The 24,120-nt window shown below is 38.3% G+C and carries 20 protein-coding genes and 2 pseudogenes; 1 reads left to right on the top strand and 21 read right to left on the bottom strand.

Annotated features, from left to right (window positions below; all coding sequences use genetic code 11):
* Positions 1–193 precede the first annotated feature (193 nt).
* Together PGQ33_RS08570 and PGQ33_RS08565 are read right to left on the bottom strand one after the other, a co-directional pair.
* A complete protein-coding gene (locus tag PGQ33_RS08570) occupies positions 194–967 on the bottom strand; it encodes a metallophosphoesterase (protein WP_055158073.1) in 774 nt (257 codons plus the stop codon).
* A 49-nt stretch (positions 968–1,016) separates the two neighbouring features.
* Positions 1,017–1,967 carry a MarR family transcriptional regulator gene (locus PGQ33_RS08565; protein ID WP_055158075.1) on the bottom strand — a complete coding sequence of 317 codons (951 nt, stop codon included), beginning with the start codon at positions 1,965–1,967 and terminating at the stop codon, positions 1,017–1,019.
* A gap of 171 nt (positions 1,968–2,138) precedes the next feature.
* On the opposite strand from PGQ33_RS08565, the gene PGQ33_RS08560 reads away from it, so the two are divergent.
* Positions 2,139–3,713: an IS1182 family transposase gene (locus tag PGQ33_RS08560; protein WP_270205600.1), complete on the top strand. Its 1,575-nt coding sequence runs from the start codon at positions 2,139–2,141 to the stop codon at positions 3,711–3,713.
* Positions 3,714–4,050: 337 nt separating this feature from the next.
* On the opposite strand, the pseudogene mraW reads toward PGQ33_RS08560, so the two are convergent.
* The 19 genes and pseudogenes from mraW to PGQ33_RS08465 form a co-directional block, all read right to left on the bottom strand.
* Positions 4,051–4,350 (bottom strand): annotated as a pseudogene (gene mraW / locus PGQ33_RS16995) (16S rRNA (cytosine(1402)-N(4))-methyltransferase); the annotation flags it as partial.
* A 75-nt stretch (positions 4,351–4,425) separates the two neighbouring features.
* Positions 4,426–5,415, bottom strand: coding sequence for a LacI family DNA-binding transcriptional regulator (locus tag PGQ33_RS08550; RefSeq protein WP_270205599.1), 990 nt, complete (start codon positions 5,413–5,415; stop codon positions 4,426–4,428).
* Positions 5,412–7,910, bottom strand: a complete 2,499-nt coding sequence (locus PGQ33_RS08545; protein ID WP_270205598.1) for an alpha-L-rhamnosidase-related protein — start codon at positions 7,908–7,910, stop codon at positions 5,412–5,414. The genes PGQ33_RS08550 and PGQ33_RS08545 overlap by 4 nt, the downstream gene beginning before the upstream one ends.
* A 12-nt stretch (positions 7,911–7,922) precedes the next feature.
* The gene (locus PGQ33_RS08540; protein WP_055158308.1) at positions 7,923–8,729 is read right to left on the bottom strand and encodes a carbohydrate ABC transporter permease; all 807 of its coding nucleotides are present in this window, start codon (positions 8,727–8,729) and stop codon (positions 7,923–7,925) included.
* 4 nt (positions 8,730–8,733) lie between these two features.
* Positions 8,734–9,627 (bottom strand): carbohydrate ABC transporter permease, encoded by an 894-nt coding sequence (locus PGQ33_RS08535; protein ID WP_055158306.1) that lies wholly within the window; start codon positions 9,625–9,627, stop codon positions 8,734–8,736.
* A 24-nt stretch (positions 9,628–9,651) separates the two neighbouring features.
* Positions 9,652–10,977, bottom strand: coding sequence for an extracellular solute-binding protein (locus PGQ33_RS08530; RefSeq protein ID WP_055158304.1), 1,326 nt, complete (start codon positions 10,975–10,977; stop codon positions 9,652–9,654).
* 34 nt (positions 10,978–11,011) lie between these two features.
* Positions 11,012–12,364: a DUF2961 domain-containing protein gene (locus PGQ33_RS08525; protein WP_055158302.1), complete on the bottom strand. Its 1,353-nt coding sequence runs from the start codon at positions 12,362–12,364 to the stop codon at positions 11,012–11,014.
* Between the two features lie 151 nt (positions 12,365–12,515).
* Positions 12,516–12,821: a hypothetical protein gene (locus PGQ33_RS08520; RefSeq protein ID WP_173685289.1), complete on the bottom strand. Its 306-nt coding sequence runs from the start codon at positions 12,819–12,821 to the stop codon at positions 12,516–12,518.
* A 295-nt stretch (positions 12,822–13,116) separates the two neighbouring features.
* Positions 13,117–13,884: a carboxymuconolactone decarboxylase family protein gene (locus PGQ33_RS08515; RefSeq protein WP_270205597.1), complete on the bottom strand. Its 768-nt coding sequence runs from the start codon at positions 13,882–13,884 to the stop codon at positions 13,117–13,119.
* Between the two features lie 28 nt (positions 13,885–13,912).
* Positions 13,913–14,137, bottom strand: a pseudogene (locus tag PGQ33_RS08510) (flavodoxin); the annotation flags it as partial.
* A gap of 81 nt (positions 14,138–14,218) precedes the next feature.
* Positions 14,219–14,962, bottom strand: a complete 744-nt coding sequence (locus PGQ33_RS08505; protein ID WP_006426953.1) for a hypothetical protein — start codon at positions 14,960–14,962, stop codon at positions 14,219–14,221.
* A 140-nt stretch (positions 14,963–15,102) separates the two neighbouring features.
* A complete protein-coding gene (locus PGQ33_RS08500; protein WP_015513361.1) occupies positions 15,103–15,486 on the bottom strand; it encodes a DUF6262 family protein in 384 nt (127 codons plus the stop codon).
* The gene (locus tag PGQ33_RS08495; RefSeq protein WP_006426955.1) at positions 15,461–16,960 is read right to left on the bottom strand and encodes a tyrosine-type recombinase/integrase; all 1,500 of its coding nucleotides are present in this window, start codon (positions 16,958–16,960) and stop codon (positions 15,461–15,463) included. Before PGQ33_RS08495 ends, PGQ33_RS08500 begins: the two co-directional genes overlap by 26 nt.
* On the bottom strand, positions 16,950–18,680 hold the full coding sequence (locus tag PGQ33_RS08490) for a tyrosine-type recombinase/integrase (protein WP_007886448.1): 1,731 nt from the start codon (positions 18,678–18,680) through the stop codon (positions 16,950–16,952). The genes PGQ33_RS08495 and PGQ33_RS08490 overlap by 11 nt, the downstream gene beginning before the upstream one ends.
* Before the next feature lie 28 nt (positions 18,681–18,708).
* The gene (locus tag PGQ33_RS08485; RefSeq protein WP_006426957.1) at positions 18,709–19,833 is read right to left on the bottom strand and encodes a tyrosine-type recombinase/integrase; all 1,125 of its coding nucleotides are present in this window, start codon (positions 19,831–19,833) and stop codon (positions 18,709–18,711) included.
* A 155-nt stretch (positions 19,834–19,988) separates the two neighbouring features.
* Entirely contained in the window at positions 19,989–21,956 is a 1,968-nt protein-coding gene (locus PGQ33_RS08480; RefSeq protein WP_110102393.1) for an ATP-dependent DNA helicase, read from the bottom strand.
* A 534-nt stretch (positions 21,957–22,490) separates the two neighbouring features.
* Complete coding sequence (locus tag PGQ33_RS08475) at positions 22,491–22,925, bottom strand: helix-turn-helix transcriptional regulator (protein ID WP_007886453.1); 435 nt, start codon at positions 22,923–22,925, stop codon at positions 22,491–22,493.
* 327 nt (positions 22,926–23,252) lie between these two features.
* Positions 23,253–23,879 carry a hypothetical protein gene (locus PGQ33_RS08470; RefSeq protein WP_007884654.1) on the bottom strand — a complete coding sequence of 209 codons (627 nt, stop codon included), beginning with the start codon at positions 23,877–23,879 and terminating at the stop codon, positions 23,253–23,255.
* A 17-nt stretch (positions 23,880–23,896) separates the two neighbouring features.
* On the bottom strand, positions 23,897–24,120 hold a 224-nt coding region (locus PGQ33_RS08465; RefSeq protein WP_270205596.1), incomplete at its 5' end, for a hypothetical protein.

Raw genomic sequence — 24,120 nt, 5'->3', positions numbered from 1 at the left:
CGATGCGCTACTAATTCGATTCTCGTAACATCAAATTTCTTTATACGAGCACCCTGATCTGGATCATACAATTCCACAACTCCTTCAGCGTCGCCAGACACAACATCCGCATACGGAAACACCGGCTTCATCCAAACGCTCTTTCAAAAGTCGGTTTTCATCCTCCAATGCCTGTATCCTGGATTGTAATGAATTAATTAAATCTGAATATTGCTATGTCGGTTCGTTCATCGCTATCACACTCCCATTTCCCCATAACCTCTATCTTCTCGTATTTTCCGGTTTCCGAATCAATAACAATCATCGCAGATTCTCCAATCTGTCTTCCGTCTCCATAGGTAGAGAACACATCTGTCGATATGATGCTTTCTTTTTCAAATATCTTCTCCACCGGAGTGTGCCCTACCACCTGTTTGTAGGTATCTGGCCTAAATATCTCTCTGGTCTCGTACTGTGGTCTGAACCATAAGGGTGATTCGTCATTCCAGAGGAAATCATGAGAAGCATCGTTCACCGCTGCAATGACATCATCTATCTCGGCATCCAACAAATCCTCGTCTAACCATTTCAGGAAATCAGCCGTAAGCCCTCCATGTGAGAAAAGCACATTGTCAATCCGATGCATTATGTCGATCTGTGTTGGACTCTTAAGGCTGTTCTCAAGTTCTTCAAACTTTGATATAACCATCCTCTCAGCATAAGGAGAATACCCGGTCTCTAGTCTGCCCCACGGGTAGCTAACATCATGATTACCATAACACCAGAGAGTATCCGGATAGTCCACAGCAAATGTGATTGCCTGGTCAAATGTTTCCTTATATTGCTCTATCTGAAATTCCATATTCCAATCATCCGGAATATCCATTAGGCATACAGCCCGATCTGCCTTACCGTCTTTTAAAATTTTCTCTGCCCTGTCGAATATCCATGTTTTCAGATGAATATCCGGTATTACAAGTACTCGCATAACTCCATCTCCTAAAATTGAAACACAAACTTATATTAGTTTAGTACCATTATAATTCCTCCAACAGTTTCTCAATACTCATTTCTATTCTTTCGTCTTCGTTACCTCTGAATGTACATACAAGTGAAACAAGATCAACACATCCTTCCTTTGCGAAATAGGAAGGATTGTATTTCCATAATTGTACTTTCAAGCAGTCATCCGGATCTTCAGATCTGGCATCCACAATTTCCAACTGATCAACAACTTCCTCACCCTTGTAGATTGCGCGTTCCTCTATTCTAGGTGGATTTAGTTCTGACACTTGACTAAGTGCACTTTCTCCTGCGACAAATGATTCAAAGGTTGCTTCACATCGCATAATTGTAATCACTTTCTGCACCGGATTAATCAAATATGCTTTTGCCTTTTCATAATACTCTTTGCGTGAATAATTCCTTTTAATGGAAATCTCTGTTCCTGATTTAAGCTGCTCAATAAGACCCATTTTCTCCAATTGCGCCGTCGCTCTTGTAACAGATGTTTTTGTAAGATTCAACTTATTCGCAACCTCGCTTTTTAATGCTGATTCCTCATCATTCATATATAGCAATTCAAGAAATACCATCTGTGTTGCCGGCATCATCTTGTCCACTTTAACAAGATGCTTTCTATAAACATCCTGCAACACTATTCCCATAAATGGTAAGAATACATTTCCCGGTAGATCCACAAACGGAACTCCGATTTTCACCAGAGCATTCCTCATGGACACACTGTTTAATGTCACTTGAAATACAACCGGGCACTGCAATGCTTCCTCATACTTTACTTTCTGTTTTTTCATTGCTGCAACACTTAGCTCCGTTTCCTTCATAACATCTATTATGGCAAAGCTAACACCATATATTTCAACCATCATAATATCACGCATAGTCATAAAGATCGGCAATGGCAATTTATTCTTGTATTCTGCTATTTTTACTTTGCAGCCGAAATACTGCTCTAATTGATTTTTCATCCGGCGTCTCCTTGTAACATATTTTTATGTATAATAACATATTTTCTGTTATTATATTGTAACATCTTGGTTTTTATGCAAACGAAAAGGGGCTGTGAAATAAGTCCCTAAAAGAAATAGGACCATTCGTTCATGCGAAAGGTCCTATTTTTGTGGTAAAATTAACTTGCGATGAAAACTTTACACAATAATTATTGTAATTCAAAACAAGGATATTTACCACTGTTTCTTTCAGATTATTTGGATCTGCTGGATCCTGTTTTAACATTTGACAGATTGATGGGCGGAATCGATTTAAACAAGTATCTGACGGATATTCCGGAGTATACAACCGGACGACTCAGATATAATCCAGTCAACATGTTAAAAACAGTACTTTTCGGATTTATGACTAGCGGCTACTGCTCTCTGAGAGAACTGGAAGACAACTGCAAAGTTAATATCAGGTTCATGTATCTCATGGATCACCAGACTCCGTCATACAGAACCTTTGGATATTTCATTAATGAAATACTTCAAGATAAGATTGAAAACATTTTTAACGACATCAATCATGCTATCTTTAACGAGGAGCATGTAGATCTGCAACATCTCTACATCGACGGCTCCAAGTTTGAAGCAAACGCAAACAAGTATACCTGGGTATGGAAGAAGGCTACCGAAAAGTTCCGTTACAAGCTTTACGAAAAAATCACTGCGGAGATTGAGGAAATTAATGCAGAAATCGCATGGAGCGGGGTGCAGATCACAACAAATCCGGAGTATGTACCGGATTATCTGAATGAAATCGTTGAGCAGCTAGTACTTTTATGGGAACTGGATAAAAGTACATTTGTTTACGGAAGTGGAAAGCGAAAATCCAAAGAACAGCGACATTATGAACACTTGACTACTTTCTGTCAGAAACTTCAAGAATACATGCAAAAAATTGAAATCTGTGGTCCCAATCGAAACAGTTACTCTAAAACAGATAACTCAGCTACCTTTATGCGTATCAAAACGGATTACATGGGCAATGATCAGCTTCTGCCAGCATATAATGTACAGATTGGTGTAGCAGATGAATATATTGCAGTTGTTGACGTGAACCATTATCGTTCGGATATGGATTGTTTCGTTCCTTTGATGGAGCACTTCAAACAAACTTATGGATTCTATCCCAAATATCCTGTGGCAGATGCCGGATATGGCTCATACAACAATTATATTTTCTGTGAACAGAACGGAATTGAAAAGTATATGAAATTTCCAATGTTTAAAAAGGAAACTAAGGATCGGAAATATCATGAAGATCCATTTCGTGCAGTTAACTTCAGAATTGATGAGCAAGGTGTCATGAGATGTCCTAACGATAAAGCATTCCATTTTTTATACAGAAAAAATGTGAGGGGAAATCAATACGGACGTAAGGAAGAACTGTATGAATGCGAAGACTGTAGTGGATGTCCATATGCAGAGAAATGTAAGAAAACAGATAAGAATCGAACCGTTCGGATCAATCAGGAATTAACTTCCATGCATCAGGAGGTAATCGAAAACCTAGAAAGTATCCACGGTGCGTTATTACGAATGAACCGTTCGATACAAGCAGAAGGCACTTTCGGAATAATGAAAAACGACCGTTGGTACAAGAGAATTGTCCGAAGAGGCATTCATTCAGTCAAACTGGAAGTTTTACTCGTGGCGATAGGCCATAATCTATATAAATATCAGAAAAAAAAGATGAGAAACAGAACTGCCGCATAGATTCAAAAAAAGAATTTCTATGGGGTAGGGGAAGTGCGCTTTCTTTGCGCATGATTTCAGTCATTTATACACAACAGGTACAAAAAGGGAGATGCGAAAAAACTCAATCGAGTTTTTTCACATCCCCGAAAAATTTATATTTTTTCAATTGTCTACTTGACGGGGAGCAGTTCATTTATCTACTGTAACAGCCTCGTTTAACATATCTTTATGATAGGCTTATTGTAATAATTCTTTGTTTTACTGTCAATACTTTTGATTCGCTTCACAGAATCTTCATTTTTAGCATATAGGACGGACGCATGCCTTAACCGCCAGCACATTTTTGTGGATCTGGCTCTGCCGCGCTGATTCCCTTTTCCTGATTCAGGCGAAGATCAAGCGGTCCGTCTGCACGGAAAGAAAAACCACGCTTCAGATTGTCGATCTGCATGAACGATCCCCCGAAATCTGCAAGAATAAAATCAAATCCACCGGCTTCTTTTGCAATCTCATCGATTGTACAGAAATTCTGAAGTTTGACCGTCAGAATGTCCTCTCCAAAGCTCTGCTCTGCCAGACGCTTACGAGGCTATGCAGATTCCTCCTGATCCACATCTGTTGCATACATATGACCTTCACCATGCAGGCATTCCAGCCGGAGTATTTCCCTTATATCGTGCTCTTCGTTTGTGTGGTGTCTGTGTTTCCTGTTCCATTTCGTTCTCCCTGCCTATTTTTTATAAAAATCATTAGAGTCATATTCGCATGTCAGCGTTTTAACAGGAATTTTTCTATTTTTATCTTCGATTTTTTCTACAATCATCTCTCCGGCAAGTTTTCCCATTTCTTTCATTGGCTCATATACCACTGGAATCCTGTGCATGAAGCGATTTGCAAAATCAGAATCCACAAAACCACCTACTGCAATTTCCTCGCCGAGTTTCAGATTTCTATCCTCCACATAGTTCAGTACACTGTGAGTCATTGCCGTATTTGTGGCTATAATTGCCGTACATCCGGCCTCTACCAATTCGCCAGCTACATCATAGGTGTCTTTTTTTCGGTCAATATATCGAACATACTGTTCTGTCTCCGGTATCTCATATTGTTTCAAAATCTGCTGGTATACTTTTACCCTTTCATAAGTCGGACTAATCTGTGGCAATCCAACCAGAAAACCAATCTTTCTGAAACCATTTTGGATCATTTCTTCCAGCATCTTTGCAGTTGCCTCCTGACAGTCAAGAATAACACTGTCATAATTTCTGTCCGGGAGCACCCGATCCATAAATATCATTGGGAATTTGTCCGGTATCTGCCTCTTTATTGTCTTAAAATCTTCTGATGTAGAAGCAATTACAATCCCATCTACGACCCCCGAAGCCAGATTTCTCAGTGCCTGTTTTTCCATCTTGAGGCAGTCCCTTGTATTGGAAATGACCAGATTGTATCCCTGCTTTGATATCACATCATCTACATCTTCAATAAGTGCAGCAAAAACAGAGTTTGTAATATCCGGTACAACAAGTCCTATCATCATTTTTTTTCCGGTACGAAAAGTCCTGCCAGACGCATCTGGTGAATACCCCAATTCTTCTACTGCATCCATGACTTTTTTTCTGGTCTCTTCGGATACAAAACGTGTATGATTCAACACGTGCGACACTGTAGATATAGAAACATTGGCTTTTTGAGCCACATCTGTAATCTTTGCTTTCATATACATTCACTCTCTGTTTCTGTTAATTTTATATGGACTATATGATTTCCTGTCAGACTATATGGTATAAAATCAACCTTTTCATCATCCAGTATAACACATTCGACAGTTCCAGTTCCACTTATTTTAACAGTTAATTTTGCCGATTGATAATTCAGATTCTGTATTTCAATCTCTTTAAATATTTCTGGAACACACGGATTAAATCTCATGCCCTGTTCATCATAACTAATTCCGAAAACACCATATAAAATCTGAGCTGCAAACCCGCAAGCATGCCAAAGTTGTCCAGGCCATCTCCAGGATTTTCCTGTATCCGCTTCAAGAACTTCATGGAAATTTTTATGCAAAACAGCTGTTCTCATCTGCTGTGCAATCATAGTCAGCAATAATTCTTTATTCTGCGATTCAGCCGCAGCAGAAGCAAATCCTGATTCCCACACCGGCCAGACTGGTCCTACAAAATGATTATGCTCTTTGCGATGAGGAAACAAACGTATTCCATATGGAGTCATTGCAGTATGTATTCCACTGTTCAGGATTTCTCTTTTCTGCTCCGGTGTTGCAATATGGAACTTATCCCACAGAGCGGCTTCCTCACCGGAAGTCTCCCATATCTGATTTTCATATGCTTCACTGCCTTTTGGACCACTTGTAAAGTATCCTGCCTCATCATTCCAGTATTCTTCACGGATTTTTTCACATAATTGTTCGGAAATCTTACTCCATTTTTTGGATTTTTCATTTTCTCCATGCAAAAGCTTTTCTATTTTGGCCATAGAATCATATGCTTTCATATAATAACATTCACTGCCAAGTGAATATCCTGCATTTTCCGGTTCAGGGAACGCATCATTAGAAGTAGACTGTTCTGCACGTACAAGACCTTTTTCCTCATTATATCTATTTTCAATTTCTGTCATTGTTTCTAACAGTGTTTCATATCCCTCTTCAAGTGCACTTCTGTCACCTGTAGCCAGATAATAATCCCACAATCCAACAGCCCCCATTGCCGGTCCGTCACTTCCATTGTCAAATCCTTTTTTTACAGCATACAAGAGTGAGCGTCCTGCTGTTTCCGGATCGATCAGGTTTCCGCCACGCATTGCTATATGTACAGAGTCTCTGAGCCAGACTCCAAACCCTTCACCTTTGCACTGAAAGAGTCCTGCCTGCCACAGATGCTCCTGCCCAGGGAGTGCATAGCCACCATTCGTACAACAATCGAAGACTGTCATCGCCAGATTCCATGTTGCTGAAAGAATATCTGAAGCAGATTTCAGTGTCGGATATTTTTTCAGTGACAGATCTGCGGTCCACTTATCAGTTCTCCATGACTTTCTTGTCATGTCGCCCCATTTCGTTTTTCTCCACTGAAATTCTTCAAGAATCCTGTCTGCTGACACAATTTCCTCCGGACTGATGATATAAGCATCTGGTCTACCATAACAGCTGTCTTCAACATGGTTATCGAAAACTTTGAATTTATCATTTGCGAAAATAAGCCTGTCCTCTTTCTTTTTTCTTCGCAATGCTTCTGTCGCATCTTTACTGTATGCCAGTCCTCTGAGTCCATATACAACAATCTCAGTCTCTGTATCTTTATCCGTTTCTACTTGAATATGTGGATCATTGTCTTCGCCTACTCGGATTTTCCCAAGATTTCCACTAATATCAATAACACTGATTTCTTTTGCTTTATTAGTCAGATTATTTAGCAGTACCAATACTTTGTTATCTGCGATTATTTCCGTCAGATACTGATCAAATATAGTGACAAAAGACAGTTTCTTATCGCATTTTATTTCCATCTGATACTTTCCACATGTAAGCACTTTTTTCTCAGAATTCCAGCAAAGTTTTTGATATGGAAGTTGAATTTCAACCTGTTTTTCACTGTTTATTTCCATGTTAAATATGGCTTCATAAGCATGTGCAAAAATATCATCGGGAGACATGTCTGCCTCTTTGATTTTTATATTCGGCCATGTATCCGGTGCTATACGAAATCTCAGTGCACAATCCAAATTTGATGTTTTTTCGCTAAATTCACGCTTCCAGATCCTGTGAGAAGAAATATCTGTACAAAATTCCCCGTTTTCTCCCGAAATATAGGGAATCGTGATGTAGTTCTGCATACCATCAGACTCTGTCAATGCGTAAACCACTTTTTTATCATCGTATCCAAAGCAATAGATTTGCCTGATATCACCATAAATGTTTACATTTTCACACTTCGAAAGATCATTTTCTGCAATAAATTTTTCTGCAGATTCTGAATTAAAAAAAGTATTTGTTTCTGCATCTAGACAGCAGATTTCACTCTTTCCGTACTCTTCTGCTTCATATTCTACCTGCAGTTTCGTCTGAGCATAACCCATTTTTCTGAGTTCTGTAATACAGCTGTTCTGTCTGAAATAATGTACTGACTTTTCCAGAGCTGCCCTGTATTCTTCTTCATACCGCCTGCTTCCATAACTTTCTCTGATTTTCACAAGTTTTCCCTCCTATTTGATGCCAGACATTTTTATACTGTTCTGCAGGTGACTTTGCAGAAGAAGTGATATCAAGAATACCGGAAGGCATGCAAGCATTGCACTTGCAATAACCACATTCCACTTAGTATTATAGCCGCCTACCATGTTAGCAAGATAAACCATAACTGTTCGATATTCCGGTTTCTTATTTACAATCAACGGCCACAGGTAATTGTTCCAGTTCCCCAGGAAAAAAGCAATACTCAGTGGGATAATAATTGGTCGTGAAAGCGGAAATATGATTGTAAAAAACATTCTGTATGTAGAACATCCGTCGAGTTTTGCAGCCTCTTCAAGATCCGCAGGGAAACTCATATAAAACTGTCTGAACAGAAATATACCATAAGCATTAAACAATGCCGGTAACAGAATTCCAGCATAACTGTTTGTAATTCCTAATTGTTTACATATCATAAACAAAGGTACAAGAATAGACGATACCGGAATCATCAAAGTACTGATGATCACTGTAAACATTGGCTTTTTCCCCGGAAAATTCATTCTTGCAAATGCGTATCCACACATTGAATGAAGAATTAAAGCAATAATCGTAACTGCTACTGCAATAAGGAATGAATTACCGATTGCAACAAGAAAATCCGGTGTTATCGCTGATTTTATACTTTCAAAAGAAGGAGATGCTGTGATCAGTGATCCTACAAAAACAGTTTTTTCATTTCTGAAACTTACCATAAATAAAATGTAAATCGGAAACAACATTACAATTCCCAATATTATAAGAATTACTGCAAGTATGTTATTTGTTTTTTTCTTCATATCATCATTCCTCCTTTCCATTTATTTTTAACATAATAACGGCAAGCACTGTCAAAATTAGAAACATTACAACTGACAATCCGGCTCCATATCCAGCCTTCATCATTTCAAATGACTGTTTGTATATATACAGACTGGCAACTTCTGTCGATTTTGCCGGTCCACCCCCGGTCATTACCATGATAAGATCCAGACACTGGAACGATGCAATCACTGATGTGATCAGTACAAAAACGCTGGTTGGCTTTAATAGCGGAAACGTTATCTTCCAGAAAGTCTGCCAGGAATTTGCTCCATCCAGTTTTGCTGCTTCATAATAGCTGTAAGGTATATCTTTTATTGCTGATAGAAAAAGAATAATATTATAACCCAGATTGATCCATATCAAAACAACTGCAATGCAAACCATTGCCTGAGAAGTAGATCCCAGAAACTTTTCTCCTTTCAGTCCAAAGGCCTTCAGAAATACATTGATAAATCCACTTCTGTCCATATAAAGAAACATCCACAGACAGCTTGCAATTACAGATGTGATAGAATATGGAAGCAGAAAAGCTGTTTTTACAAATCCGGCAGCTTTTTCGTTTTTGACATAGTTAATCAAAACTGCAAATAATATTGATAATATAAATAATGCCGGAACATACAGTAAAGTTAATTTAAAAGTTCTTCCCAGAGACTGCCACCATTCAGAGTCACTAAACATTGTGACATAATTCTGTATTCCGATAAATTGCTTAATGTTAGCGAAGTTCCAGTCATATAGGCTCATATAAAATGAATATATGATTGGTATGATAATAAAAACCAGAAGACCAATAAAATCAGGAAGAACAAATGTATATGTTACAAACATCTGTTTCAATTTTTTACCGGACATTTTTCCTTTCTGCTTCATAATTCTACCTCTTGATTTAATATTTTAGTTTAATGCCTCAATCTGTTCCTGTGCCAACTGTGCCGCATCCGCTCCTGAACTTCCGCCAAACATCACAGACTGCAATGTATCTCCCATAATATCAGTTACTTCAGATGAATACTGTGGTTCAGGTCTTGCCGTATCATAAAATTCGGTGAATATTGCCTTCATGCCTTCCTGAAAAAGTTCTTTATTTTCTTCAATTACAGACTGGCGCGCCGGATATGCAAATTTGGCTTCTGTACACCATTTTGTGACATAAGTTGTATCATCACTTCCAAAGCACCAGAAAATAAAGTCAGCTGCTGCATCAACATCTTTGCTCTGGCTGGAAACTGCCATCATCTGACCTCCTGCAACAGTTACAGGATCTTTTCCCTTCGGTGACGGAAGTGGTACAACTCCAATATTATGCCCATCTTTGTTGTATTCTTCTGCTGCATTTATCATATATGTTCCGCCAATCTGCATAGCTGCGACGCCATTTGCAACATTATCAATACTCCATGGTCCGTTCTGTAATGATGACGGGCAGTATTCATTCTGATAAAATGAACCCCAGAAATCAAGAGCATCTGCCATGCTGTCTTTGCCGGCCGTTACATTTCCATCAGCATCATAAATGTCTGCATCATCCATCCACATAAATGGCCACCAGTTAAACAACGTATATGCTGTTTTTTCTACCGGAAGAACAATTCCGTATCTGTCTTTTGTTGTGAGTTTTTCAGCTGCACTTTTCAGTTCTTCCCATGTTTTCGGTGGTTCAATACCTTCTTCTTCAAGTGCATCTGCATCATAAAACAGTCCAAGGGTTTCACACTCAAATGGCAGTGTATAGATTTTTCCGTCATCTCCGCTTGCCGCTTCAAGAAACGACGGAAGAATATCTTTTTTCAGATCATCCGTATAATAAGAAGAAAGATCTGCAAGCATTTCCGCATCCGAGAATTTTTTAAAAGTCGCCGGTTCCACCCAGAGGATATCAGGGCATTCGCCATTTGCATATGCGGTTGTCACAAGTGTTGTCGTATAATCTGTCTGATTGACACTTGAATATTCAACCTTGACTTTATCCTGTGACTGATTATATGCATTTACCATATCCTGAATAACATCTGCCTCAGTTCCTGTATGGAAATCCCAGAAAGTAAGTTTTTCTTTATCGCCCTCTGAAGAATCCTCTTCACCGGTATTATTTTCTGTTCCTTTTTTTCCAGCTACTGCACTGTCATCTGATGTACTGTCTGAACTGCTTCCACATCCGGTAAATACCGCTGCTGTCATACTCAAAACCATAATCATTGATAAAAATTTTTTTAAATTCATAAAAAGCCCCTCCTTTTGCTACACACGTGCTTATTTATTTTTCTTTATCAAATTCTTTCTTTACTTTATGTGCCAGTTCTTTGTTTCCAGTTTCTGACGGTGCTGTTCTTGCTGCATTGAGTCTGATCTGTTCAGCCTTTTCAACTTTAAATTTTTCCATTCTTTCATTTCTGCTTCTGTAAGCTTCCTGCATCTCCGGTGTAAGTTCTACCTGATGAGCCGGTTTCGGAATATCAAAAGTTCTCTTAAGCGGAATTCTCTCTTCTACCGGCTGAATCGTTACCGAAGTAACAGGAGCTGCCTGATACCAGTACGCTGTGCATGACCAGTCATCTGACAGATGATTTGCATGACCATGTTCCATGCTGATCTGAATATGCTTTTTAAAATGGATCGGATCTGTAAGATGGAATCTATAGGATACCTGATAACCTTTTGTATCTCCGTCATGCATAATCGTACCATTATAAGGTGACTGATTTCTCTGCATTCCCCATGCATGGTTAAAATAATCCTCTGCACCAGTTCCATTAATACTTGGTTCTTCTTCATCATCAATCAAAATCATGTCATCGCCTTCGCCCCACCAGCTGCCCTGGAAATGAAGCACAGAAAGATTACAACCAACATAATGACCACGGCCTTTTGTATCCAGCATCAGGAAATTCTCTTTACCGTCAAAATTAGGAACACTGTTTACTTCCGGAGAGTTTACGCAAAGATCATTTCCCCAGCCACTGCATGGCATATCACGTCTCCATGCTGCCTGAAAATAAGCAATATCCGGAGTCTCTTCGTGATAAAGTTCATAATCAATATGGAAAAACAATCCAAGCGGTCTTTCATTTTCATTGATAACTTCTATTTTGGCCCGTTTGTTAAACGGCATCGGAAAATAGCAGTTCATGGAAGCCGTTCCACCAAAAGTCAGTTCCTCACACGGTCTTGAAGATACATTAAAAGGAATTGACGAAAAACTTGACGGCATAGAATGACCAATACAGAAGAAATCTCCCAGCGGTGCCAGCACACTGGGACCATCAAAATCATCCCAGGTCATACGAATCAGGACCTTACGGTAATAATCCGGATCATTGATTTCCCAGTTAACGCCTTCCGCATTTTCCATTTCAGTTACCGGTGCAACAGAGCCACTTAAAACCGGATGCTGAATAGACGGTCCGAGAATTTCTCTGCAAAAAGTCGTTACCCAGATATGATTGATGCAACCTGGTCCTTCAACGTCCGCCATAACCGCTGTATCCCCTGCATTTACAAGCCAGTAATCTTTATTTCTGCCACTCTGATCCCAGCTTGAAGCTCTGGCAGTTCTTGCATCTGCTACTGTTGTAAGATTTTTTAAAAAAGACATATTATTTTTCTGCATTTTTTCTCCTCCTGATTGAACTTTCTGTAGATAAACGTTTGCGCAAACGTTTTTATGTATTTAGTATATCATTCACTTTGAAATTGTCAATTAGTATTTTTTAACAATATTAATTCTCAAATTTCGTTAATGTTTTTTTTGCATTCATTATTTAAAAATTAATTTTTACATGTCTCCCATTCCTCCACCGGATCGAGAGCGTATATTGTTTCTTTGTTTTCCTGATTAAATACTCCTCATTATCTTCATGATAACGAAGTTCCGGATTTTCATCTCTTGTCCTCTTTATTTTCTCTTGTAAAAAAGATGTATTAATGACATAAGAAGGGCATACCAGACTGTCATCCAATCCAAGCCTTCTGAATCTGTTTGGTAAATCATCAAACTGAAGGTCAAATACTTCTTTGATTTTGCCACAAAGCTTTTCATTTTCACTTTGTATAGCATATTCATACAAAGATACCAACACTGCTTTATATGGTGCTTGAAATGTCGACATATCCGCAGTTATTGGCTGAGAAATTCGGGCACGAAAAAAAGCCCCGGTAGTTTTTCTTAACTACTGAGGCTTTCGTCTCTTTCTTGTATTCAGTTATCTATGCCCTCTTTCATCAGCATAATCATTGTATCAGGATAAAGTTCACAAAGTATCCGCAATACGTTCCCATAAGTTCATGATATTAGTGGAATCGCGCACATTTTAGTACAGAATGTTCAATACAATACTGTTATCAAACATTTCATTCCCCTGCCTATTGTAATTTCCCATATTCTTCATCACTTACCGGTTCAAGCCATTCATTAGAACCATTTTCGCCCGGAACCTCTATTGCCAGATGAGAAAACCATTCATCCGGTACAGCACCATGCCAGTGTTTAACACCTGTAGGAATATTGATGCAGTCACCTGGCTTCATTTCTATAGCTTCTTTACCTTCTTCCTGATAATATCCTCTTCCGGCAACGCATACCAGAATCTGTCCGCCTCCACTTTTTGCATGATGGATATGCCAGTTATTTCTGCATCCTGGTTCAAATGTCACATTGAAAATTCCAACCTGAGAAGTAGAAATCGGTGCAAGAAAACTTCTGCCCGAAAAATACTGTGCAAAGCCATCGTTTGGTGCACCAATTGGAAATACCATCTTTTTTGCATGCGCCCGCATCGCTTCCTCTTCGTATGACAAATCTCCTTCGCCTGTTTCCCACACTTCCTTTGCAAGATTGAAAACAGCCCATGCTTTTGGCCAACCTACATAGAATGCGACATGTGTGATCACTGCAGCAATCTCTTTTTGTGTCACACCATGATTTTTTGCATTTTGAAGATGATATCTTAAAGATGAATCCGTAATTCCGGAAGCCATCAGAGCAACCACTGTAATAATGCTTCTTGTTTTTACGTCGATGTCCTGATTATTCCAGTTTTCGCCGAAAAGTACATCATCGTTAAAATGTGCAAATTCCGGTGCGAATTCACCAAGTGTATTTCTCCCTGCTGTCTGTACTATTTTTCCCATATTCTGTATACCTCCATAACGCTGTTATTTATAAAGAGTTTACCCATTCAGTGATTTCCTGTTTCGTTCCACAATTTAACAGTCTGCCTTCTGTAATAACTGCGTCTGATGCAGATGACTGCAATTCTTTCACAGTGTTCCCAAATCCACTTCCTCCGGATGTTGCAAAAAGCACAATCTTTTTACCACTGAAATCGTAAGCTTCTAAAAATGTATTGATGATTGTCGGAGCCACATACCACCAGATTGGGAATTAAAATGTAGCCAGTTCCCCTCATGCGTTGATTTTACTGGGTTTAACTGTATACAAAACTGTGTTTACTGTTACTATCTTTCATTCTTTTCCAAAATAGCTTTGAAGCATAGGCCACATTATTTTCATATATGACACAAAGCTCAGCTCTACTTGTGCTTCATTAAACCATCCAACCATAAAGCTATTTATCTCTTCAAATAATACTTTTGAAAGTTTCTGAATAATAATTGTGTTATCCACTTCTTCAGTATAATCTTTCGCATACATTTTACATATAGAACGCACTCCAAAATAATTATATAGCACACCTACCGTTGTTTTTAATGCTTCAATATCTCTTGGAAAATCTGTTCTATTCATCATATTCACTACTAATTGATGTCTTGAGTTTAGGTAATTCCTAACTGTACTATTACCTATTTCAACATCAACTGTAAATGAAAAATCTTGAGTTTGTATACTATCTGCTCCTAACATTATCATCAATTCAACTTGTGCTGCATGATATTCTGTATAACCAGACAAAGCCATATATTTCCAAGAATCTTGCTTTGCATACATTTCCGTATCTAAAATATGCGTAAATTCATGAAACACAATATACCTTGGTATTTCCGAACTTTTGCATATCCTTAATATATGTTCATCTGTTTTCGTATTATAGTAAGCTTGGGCGGCTGAAGCGAATCCTGCTGCATCGCTTTCCTCAACATTAATTTCAAAAAAATCTATCTTATACTGTGGTAATTTCTCAATTTCCATAAACTCAATATATTCTTTTTCATATTCTTTAATTAAATTTTTAATTTGTATTTCTGTCATATTGTTTTATACCTCATATCAAAGTTAGCATTTCACTTTTAGTATACCATAAAACAATCCCATTCTCATTCTATATATTTTATCCTCAACGATGAAAAGATGTGTCTGCACACATCTCTTCCATCTTATTATTTTCAATGTTATAAGTTCTTAATAAAATTCAAATCCTGTTTCCGTAATGCCTTCTGTAACTTTTCGTTCTTTCTCTTCAGTTCCTTATTTTCTCTGCTCAGAGCTGCCACCTTCTGGTTCAACAGTTCAATCTGTTTTTCCATCGCCATGTTCAGAATTTCTCTTCTTGGATCTATCATTCCGGCCTGTTGCTCTACTGCTTGGTTCAATGTATCCCGGACGGTTGGATTTTTATAAAAGAATCCTCTCGACAATCCAGTTTTCTTCATCAGCTTTGGAACGCTGATACGTTCTTTATTTGCCAGCATATCTTGTATTGCTTGCAATGCCAGTTCAATTTTCTCTTTACTTTTTCTCTGATTTTCCTCAATCATCTTGTCGTATTTGCTCATATTCTTCACCCCATCTTGCCAGACTCATATATATGATGTCACTCATCCTCTGTCTTACTTCTCTGGTTTCGTCTGCCATTCTTTGATTGCTCATTTTCCGGTAATGCTGTACATTATTCAGTCTTTTATGCCCCAATAGTCTCGCTATCGTCCAGTCATCCAGATGCATTTCTGTAAGTTTGACGCCATAGTAGTGCCGGAACATGTGCGTTCCAAACCCGAATAATTCGCCATGATCATCTTTCAACTGCTTTTCCTGTATCATGGACATGACTTTTGTTTTTATAGCCATATACTGCATCGGGCGGTCAGGTTCTTTTTCATTAACAAATATGTATTCTGTATCACCGAACTTTTCCTGTGTATATTCAATAGAACTCTGTAACAGTTTTGCAAGTTCTTTACTGATCGGTTTTTTATATCTTTTAGTTTTAACTTGATATATTTCAATCATATCTTGGCCATTTTCTCTCGTCAGACAATCTGGTCTCAGTGTAAGGGTATCTGATATCCTAGTTCCAAGCATCTGATGTATCAGAAGACATCTTGCAATCTGTACATCCATCTGTGTAATTTCCGCATTCAGTCGTTTCATTTCATCATCAGAATACACTCTAAATTCTGCATTTACTTCCGGTGGAATATCCGTATTAATAAATAAATGCTCCAATCTTTCATAGCTGTAAATTTTTCCGATTGTCTCTAACTGTCGTCTTAATGAAATTACATAAGAACTATTCGCACTATGGGAAGTATCTTTTGTTGACAGATGTATCAAAAATTCTTCCAACACTTCTCTGTCTATTTCACTGCAGCTTTTTATTTTGGAATACTCTTTTTGGAGATATTCTGAGAATATCCTCATTATTGTCAATTCTCCCTGTACAGTTCCTATTGCTTCATACTGCAGATTCATATAAACAGCTTTCTTACATTCTTCCCTGATATCTGGCTGATATATTTTTCTGAAATCCAGTGTTTTTACATTATAAATTGGATTGGATCTGATTTTAATATCCAGATTTTTTAGTTCCCAAACATCTTTTTCTATCTCATCCCGTAAATCTTCTGGCCCTAAAAATTTCAGTACGTTTCTGAAATATAATATCGTCACTGCTTCGCCATAGCTTACTGTACCATACACACTCTTCTTTTCTTTTACAATAGTTATTCCCTGTTCTAACATCCAGCCTTTTAAAAGTGATATCCATTTTTCTGGATTTCTATCTCCAAGGCTTTTGATTCTCCGATTTATTCTGCTGTTCAAAAACTTTGCAATATGATTATAAGCTGTTCGATCCTGAATCAATGCTCTAAACGTTCCGTTTTTGCAGCGATACATAATATAACCTCGAAACTCTTCCTTTAATTCTTGCGTTGGAAGCAACGTTAAATCAAATTTTCCATTATCCTTACGTGTCCCTGTTTCTTGTAAATTGGGGAAATCGCTGAAGTATATAATATCATTTTCCATCTTTTTCCTCTTTCTTTAGCCATGATGCTAAACTACTTCCTTGCATTTCAAAGAACTCATCATTTGCTTTTGCAATCCTTTGCGGCATATAATCAATATACTGTCTTGTCATCTCTTCATAAGTATGTCCAAGATAATCCCTGATACTTTGCAGTGATACATGACTGTCATAAAACATAGTTGCTACTGTATGTCGATAATCGTGTGATTGAAATAAATATTCTCCATTTGCAATCTTATTTTCCCGGCACGCTTCTATCATCTGAGTTCGGAATGTACCATATAGACAAGCACCACCTCTGCTGTTTTTAAAAATGAATTCTTCAGGCTGAATTTCATGTTTTTTCAAGTATACTTTCATAATCTGATAAAGTGCCTGTGGGATTGGAATCCTTTTATAATTCTTCATTTTGACCTGATACACCTGAATCCAATAATCCTCGCCCTGCTGATAATAAGCATTTCCTTTCAATGTACACACTTCACTCGCCCGTAATCCTAGACACCACAGATGTAGGAACATACATCGTAATCGCTCTGGAAAAAGATATAATTTTTTCAAAATTTCCATATATACTGTTTCCTCAACGCTACGATCATGATGTACTATTACTTCTTTTTGTTGGAAATATTCAATTCGGAATGGCATTCTTGTAATATACTGTTTAACTTCCATGAATTTATAAAAATGACCGATACCGAAAATTCTTTCATTAAATCCCTTTGCCTGTATTCCCCGTTCTCGCAAGCCGTCTGCATACTTTTTTACTTCTGCGACAGTTGCATGAATCGCCAGTATCTTTTCTTGTTCCAGCAGTTCAATAAAATTTCTAATACATACAAATCTTCGTACAATCGTGCTGACTGCCTGTCCAGTAATTCCCAGTTCATATTTCATGTATGCCTGTAAAATTTCTCGATTCTGTATTTCCTTGACTTCCATAAAAGAAATGCTAATTAAGGATTTACTTTCGTCTATCCGATGTTTTCCAAGATGTAATCGTTCCAGATACCATACATTTGCTTCCCATTGGATCTGTTCCTGCTGCATAAACGCATCTCTTCTGCATTCACCTAAAATACTTCGTTGACTCGTTTCGGGAAAATTCTTTAAAATAGTTTCCACTTGTTCCATTTCCAGCAATCCAATATCCGTAATATTTAACTGAACACAAGAATCATAAAGAAGTTTTAAGGATTTTAACCTGACATTTCTATAAGCCTTAGACATTGAAGTATTGGCAATGATACGACTCAACGTATAAAAAATTTGTTTCTTTAAAACTTCTGAACAATTTTGTGTAAAATCCCACACCAATAGGTTTGTTTTATAAGAAGTTTCAAAGGTCTCAGCTATTTCCTTTTCCGGATAATACTTCAGAAAATAAATTTTATTTTGATATTTCCATTCATATATCCGCTTTCCATTTAGCGTCTGCATTTGTTGATAGATATGTTGTTGTTTTACCGTATCATATATTTTCAAATAGAAAGATACAATTTGTGATCGTATCTGTCCTCTTAAATATTGTTCATACGAATTTCGCAAAGGATAATCCATTTCTTCCAGATGCCAGATTTTTCTATCTGCCAAGAACTTTTTCAATTTGTTAATTCTTGAATCGCTTTTTATTCCAAGTGCATCAATTTCTGAATATAGTTCCTGCTTTTTCTTCTCAATATCTACTTCAGATTCTGTTATGTGTTCTGCCTGTTGCAATAAATATATAGGTATTTCTCACACCTCCCTACTCCAGCAGACGTTCCGCCCCATAAATAGCAGTGTGTTGTGCATAAAACTCATTACTTGCTTCTATCAGTTCATCATCCAGCCAGTCCAGATACTTTATAGTCGTATCCAAATGTTTATGCCCCAATGCCTGACTGATCATTTCCAGTTCCCATCCTGCCTGCTTTCGCATATTTGCAAAATAGTGACGTAACATGTGGGGTGTGATTTTAACTCCGGTTTTCTTTTCCATTCGGTCCAACATATCATATACACTGTCCACTCTTAATGGCTTTCCAATGTTCTCACCCATGATATTCACAAACAGGTAATCCTGATGTTGCAGGATTTTCCGATATTTTGCCAGATAATCCATGAGAAATTCAAACGTATCATTACTTATCTTGGCACTTCTGTATTCCGCATTTTTGGCTCTCGCTTCATTTTCATTATCTTCCCGGAAGCATACCCTTATCATGTGATTCCTATAATCAATATCTTTGACATATTTTACTCCCAGTAGTTCCCCAATTCTGTATCCGGTTTCTGCTAACATAAGTAACAGAAGCTGATCTCTTCGGTTCGTACAGGCCTGTAAAATTGTAATAATCTGATTTTCTTTTGCTGTTCTCCCACGATGTTCCTCTTCCTTCAGATAGGCTTTAAAAGAATGATTCCGCAGTACCTTTTTTACTCCCACCTGATTAACCGCTATAATCTGGTTATACGATAAGGTTTTGAGACTTCCGTACTGTTCATATTCTGCCTCTATAAATAAATAGAACCTGAACACATCTTTTAAGTATGCGTTGCAGGTTCCTTCATTCGGACACTTCTTTTCTCCAGCCGTTTGCTCTGTATGGTTTCCGGCTTTAAGCCAGTATAAAAATTCCACAAAGTGTTCTGTCTGTTTTTCATAATCTAACTGATAGACTTCTGTGAGTTCCATTTCTTTCTCTGCCATATATTTCATATAATAGCAGATTGAAAATGCTGTGCGTTTCACTGTATTTGGTGAACGTTTACATTTAATCTTATGCATTAGATATTTACTTGGCAGTTCTTCAATACTCATTGTTTCCAGATTTCTGATGAAAAAATATTTTTCTGTTCCATCTTTTATCGTTTCCACCTTGTATATCATAAGCTGCCTCCTTTCCTCTAACGCTATACACAGTATACCCACTTCATGCCGAAATAGCTATTCATCAATACCAACAATCCCACCGAAAACGCCCTTGAAATACCACCAAACTTTTCGTGCAAAATCTGCTTTTTCTGTAGCAGAACCACGAACGGTTACAGGTAGTATTCCACGCCTTTCCGGTTTCGAATAAAGTGCTGGACATCCTTGATATCTTTTGCCATCTTGCAGCTCGGAAGCGCACACATTACTTCCTCATGATACCTGCCACCTTCTCCTGCACGCTCGTCTAAAATGGACACGACACAAGTATCTGTCTCGGTGCGGAGAGCACGTCCGAATCCCTGTCTTAGTTTTTTCTGCATGTCTGGAACAATCACTGCCTGAATATAATCTTTCAGGCTGGCATATTCCTTCTTCTGTGCTTCACTGATGGGATCAGGAACAGCAAAGGGCAGTTTTACTATAATCAGCGAAGATACCATATCTCCAGGGAAGTCTACTCCTTCCCAACAGGAGCCGGCTGCAAAAAGGACAGCATTGTCCATCTGTTTAAATCTTGTGATCTCTTCCGGTGAATGTCTCCACACCTCTATCATCGGGAACGGAATTTCATCCCTTAACATCTGGTAAACGTTTCCCATCAAATGATAAGATGTAAACAGCACTAGCGTATGCCCGTAAGTCGAACAGATCAGTGAATGGATATGGTCTGCTATCATCTCTGCCTCTTCCTGACTTTCTCTTCTGCATGTCTTCAAATTCTTTGGCAGATATAACAGACAGTTCTTCTGATATTCAAACGGGGAGTCTGCCACATATTCCCGGACTCTCCGCACTCTCTGTAATCCTGTCATTTTCCGAATGTGGGAAAATCCCTGTCCGGTTTTTAAAGTTCCGCTTGTCAGAATCGCTCCCATTCCTCTGCTCCATAACATCTGGTCCAGATACTGTGGAATCCGTCTGCTGGATGCACACAATATAATCCGGTGGTCATGGTCCTGCTTCAGATGCAGCACATACTTCTTATCCTGATGGAAAAAGCATTCCAGCACACTTTTGGTTTCTTCCAGCTTGTTTCTGATCCACTTTGGAATCTTCTTTTCTAATTTTTCTATGATCTTATTCATGGTCTGTATCCCCTCATATAAATACATTGCACACTCTTCTGTCATGTGGAATTCTTCTTTTATCCCATATCTGGTTCTGTGGTTTTCTCCTATGATGTCCAGCACCATCCGGATCGTCCCGGACAGTTTTCTTATCTCCGGGCCTTGGTACTCATTCCCAAGATAAAAGCAGATTTCTCGGATATCGTCATAACAGAGGCTCTTCCCAAACATCTGCTTTGCCGCATCCGGCAGCTTATGTGCTTCATCGACAATCAATGCTCGGTAGTCTTTTAATAACGGGCGGTAATCCTGCAGCCTGTGATAACCATCAGCCAGCAGATAATTGTGATTACAGATCTGAATGAACATTTCATGATCTCTGGAACGCTCCAGATACTGCTGATACCTGCATGAGCCTCTTTTCGGGCAGTCTCCCGAACAGAACTTCGGTACACTCACCATCCTTCTGTCAAACCCACTTAAGTTGGACACTTCGTCCATATCATAATGTTCTTTCAACGACAGCAGAGCTTCTTTCTGCAACGCATTTTTGTTTTTTTCTTCGATTGCAACGATTCGGTGCTCCAACCTCTCATCGCAGACAAAATGCTCTTTCCCTTTTCGTATCACAGCTTTAATAGGGGCCTGAATCGTCCCGTTCTCCTGAAGAATCCGGGAGAGAAAAGGGATATATTCTGTAAGAATTGCTTTCTGGAGTGCAATGCTGGAAGTGGATATCACGACCGGACGCTGCTCATAAGGGGAACATCCTTCTGCAAGGAGGGAATATTTTCTCATCAGAACACAGGCCACCAGATAGGCATACGTCTTGCCGATACCGACACCCGCGTCACACAGTGCTATGTTTCTTCCCAGCAGGTTATCCAGCATTTTGTGGCATAACATAATCTGTTCTTCCCTTACTGCCATTCCATGTTCCGGGAACAGCACTCGGAAAATAGTATCAATTTCTCGATGCGCTCTATTGAGATATTCTCTTGTGTAATACATAATTTGTTACCTGATATGCGTGCTGATATCACATCAATACGGCTGTAAAGGATTTCTCCCTACAGCCGTATGTATCTGATATCAACGACACATTCTTCCTTGATTTCTTATACTTTTGATTTTTGGCGTTGTATTTGTCCTCGACTCCCCCATTGCCTTACGGGAACATTACAGGCGGATGCTTGGCATTGCACCGCTCACGGATTTTCTAAAAGTCTTGCTGATTACAACCCAAAGTCCATCCTCTGCTCACTGGCAGTTCCTATGTATCATTATCCCCTCGTAAGTGATCCTCGCAAAAGACCGCCACGGTCCTGTTTCAGTTAAAGATGATTCGCTCGAAACGAAAACGCCACAAAAGAACTCTGCCTCTCACTTTCTGGTCTAATTTCTTCCATGCCCTTTTCATCTGTCCTCGCGTCTTCCTGCCACGCTTCTACTTACGGGAACGTACCTGTAATGCTGGTATGAGGTTGTCAAAGTACACTGGCAAAATTTACCTGCCTATTAAATAGCCGACGAAAAACGCCATAATTATTCAATTTTTGATAAATTTTTTAATTTTTTTCTCAAACGGTTTCTTTTGGTATAAATCGTCTGTTCTGCCATTCCCATAATCTTAGCAACTTCTCTTCCAGAATATCCCCATGTACTGAGTAAGAGGATTTCCAGTGTCTGATGCTCCGTTTCTTTCAATAGTTCATAGATTCGCTTATCACCTATGTGATCCAGAAGCTCCTTTACATCCCTTGCAAACAGCTCGCTGTCCTTTTCTTTTATGGAATCCATATCCTGCATCGTTTCATCCAGATGTTCCCGGTATCTGCGCTCTTCCAGAAAGTCTTCCCTGTCCATCTGGCGCAGCTTTTGGATCTTCTCTTCTTCCATTCCCAGTTCACGCAATTTCTTTTCTTCCTGTTCTTTCCAATAATTCCACTTTCGTTCTTCACTTGTCTTGTTATAAGCCATTTATCTTTCCTCCGATCTGATTTTTGATATAGAAATCAAATCGGAGCATGGCGGTGACCGGATAGGTACGTTATAATGTTCGAAAAATGTCGAAGAAAAAAATGCTGCAACCTCTTCGATTACAGCACTTTTTTCCATCTTACGTGAATATTTCTTGTTGGTTCATAGGAGATTCCTTCTTTTTCTCATAATGAATAAAAGACTCTTGTCATTCATTATTTATTATAATTTTTCTACTATTACAATAGCTTTTTTAACAAGTTTTCTTGTCTTGGAGTTTAAAAGAAAGCTACCAGTTTTTTTCCTCTGATAGCTTTCCATTCATTCTTATTCTGTTGGGAACATCGCTGCTTCCAACTTATTCATCTCTGTATCCAAAAGACCATATTTTCCTGAGTTATCTTTTTCCACGGATACGTTTACAGTAACAGCTTTTCCATATCTGTTCTTTTCAAGACTCTTCTGGACACTTTCTGTTAATACAGCTGCAAAGACTTCCGGATCATTTCCATCCAATCCCTGCTTTATTTTTTCATTGCTTACCTCTGTAGAGCTTTGTTGCAATGTCTGAAATACATTGGATGGTTCAACTTGTACACTTACTGTATAGACTCCATCCTCTTCTTTCACATCTTGTACTTTGTATTTTGCCAGTTTCTTTACTTCTGTCAGTTTTTCCGCATAATCAGCAATTCCTTTATCCGTAATGTTATCGGAATCATCAAATTGCTGTTGGATACTCTCATTAAAATCCTCTTCGATTTCTTTCTTGGCATCTTTTTCCGAGATTTCTAACAGATTCGCATAGTCCTTATATTCTCCATGATAGTGTGCATCAAGAGAACTTTGGACGTAGGATTTGGCATCAAAGTCTGGTTGTCTGGAGCAAGCTGATAACAATATACATACTATAATTCCTATACTTATGCACAAAACACAATTCTTCTTTTGCATATTCTCTCCTTCACGCTTTATTTATCTTCAATTTTTATCGAAAATAACATTTTTAAATACTGTTCTATTGACTCCTTTTGAACTTTTCTTTCAATATTATATGGAATGCACATAAAAAACTCCACATAACCATTATCAATAAAACTCAGCAATACTTCTCCATTTTCTGTTAAAAAATGTACATATTTTTTATTACATTTACTTTCAAATTTAATATTCGACATTTGCTTGTATATTTTTT

It is taken from the genome of Coprococcus sp. AM100_B19A (assembly GCF_027662015.1).
Taxonomy (GTDB): Bacteria; Bacillota; Clostridia; order Lachnospirales; family Lachnospiraceae; genus Allocoprococcus; species Allocoprococcus comes.
Note: the sequence above shows the minus strand (reverse complement) of the source record. Positions and strands in the feature narration are given on the sequence as shown.

What these genes read in the sequence shown, in the direction of transcription:
- PGQ33_RS08525 (WP_055158302.1), bottom strand. Translation starts at nt 12,364, where the DNA reads ATGCAGAAAAATAATATGTCTTTTTTAAAAAATCTTACAACAGTAGCA.
- PGQ33_RS08480 (WP_110102393.1), bottom strand. Translation starts at nt 21,956, where the DNA reads ATGTATTACACAAGAGAATATCTCAATAGAGCGCATCGAGAAATTGAT.
- PGQ33_RS08485 (WP_006426957.1), bottom strand. Translation starts at nt 19,833, where the DNA reads ATGATATACAAGGTGGAAACGATAAAAGATGGAACAGAAAAATATTTT.
- PGQ33_RS08530 (WP_055158304.1), bottom strand. Translation starts at nt 10,977, where the DNA reads ATGAATTTAAAAAAATTTTTATCAATGATTATGGTTTTGAGTATGACA.
- PGQ33_RS08500 (WP_015513361.1), bottom strand. Translation starts at nt 15,486, where the DNA reads ATGAGCAAATACGACAAGATGATTGAGGAAAATCAGAGAAAAAGTAAA.
- PGQ33_RS08505 (WP_006426953.1), bottom strand. Translation starts at nt 14,962, where the DNA reads ATGACAGAAATACAAATTAAAAATTTAATTAAAGAATATGAAAAAGAA.
- PGQ33_RS08475 (WP_007886453.1), bottom strand. Translation starts at nt 22,925, where the DNA reads ATGGCTTATAACAAGACAAGTGAAGAACGAAAGTGGAATTATTGGAAA.
- PGQ33_RS08470 (WP_007884654.1), bottom strand. Translation starts at nt 23,879, where the DNA reads ATGCAAAAGAAGAATTGTGTTTTGTGCATAAGTATAGGAATTATAGTA.
- PGQ33_RS08540 (WP_055158308.1), bottom strand. Translation starts at nt 8,729, where the DNA reads ATGAAGAAAAAAACAAATAACATACTTGCAGTAATTCTTATAATATTG.
- PGQ33_RS08565 (WP_055158075.1), bottom strand. Translation starts at nt 1,967, where the DNA reads ATGAAAAATCAATTAGAGCAGTATTTCGGCTGCAAAGTAAAAATAGCA.
- PGQ33_RS08570 (WP_055158073.1), bottom strand. Translation starts at nt 967, where the DNA reads ATGCGAGTACTTGTAATACCGGATATTCATCTGAAAACATGGATATTC.
- PGQ33_RS08535 (WP_055158306.1), bottom strand. Translation starts at nt 9,627, where the DNA reads ATGAAGCAGAAAGGAAAAATGTCCGGTAAAAAATTGAAACAGATGTTT.
- PGQ33_RS08515 (WP_270205597.1), bottom strand. Translation starts at nt 13,884, where the DNA reads ATGGGAAAAATAGTACAGACAGCAGGGAGAAATACACTTGGTGAATTC.
- PGQ33_RS08560 (WP_270205600.1), top strand. Translation starts at nt 2,139, where the DNA reads ATGAAAACTTTACACAATAATTATTGTAATTCAAAACAAGGATATTTA.
- PGQ33_RS08550 (WP_270205599.1), bottom strand. Translation starts at nt 5,415, where the DNA reads ATGAAAGCAAAGATTACAGATGTGGCTCAAAAAGCCAATGTTTCTATA.
- PGQ33_RS08495 (WP_006426955.1), bottom strand. Translation starts at nt 16,960, where the DNA reads ATGGAAAATGATATTATATACTTCAGCGATTTCCCCAATTTACAAGAA.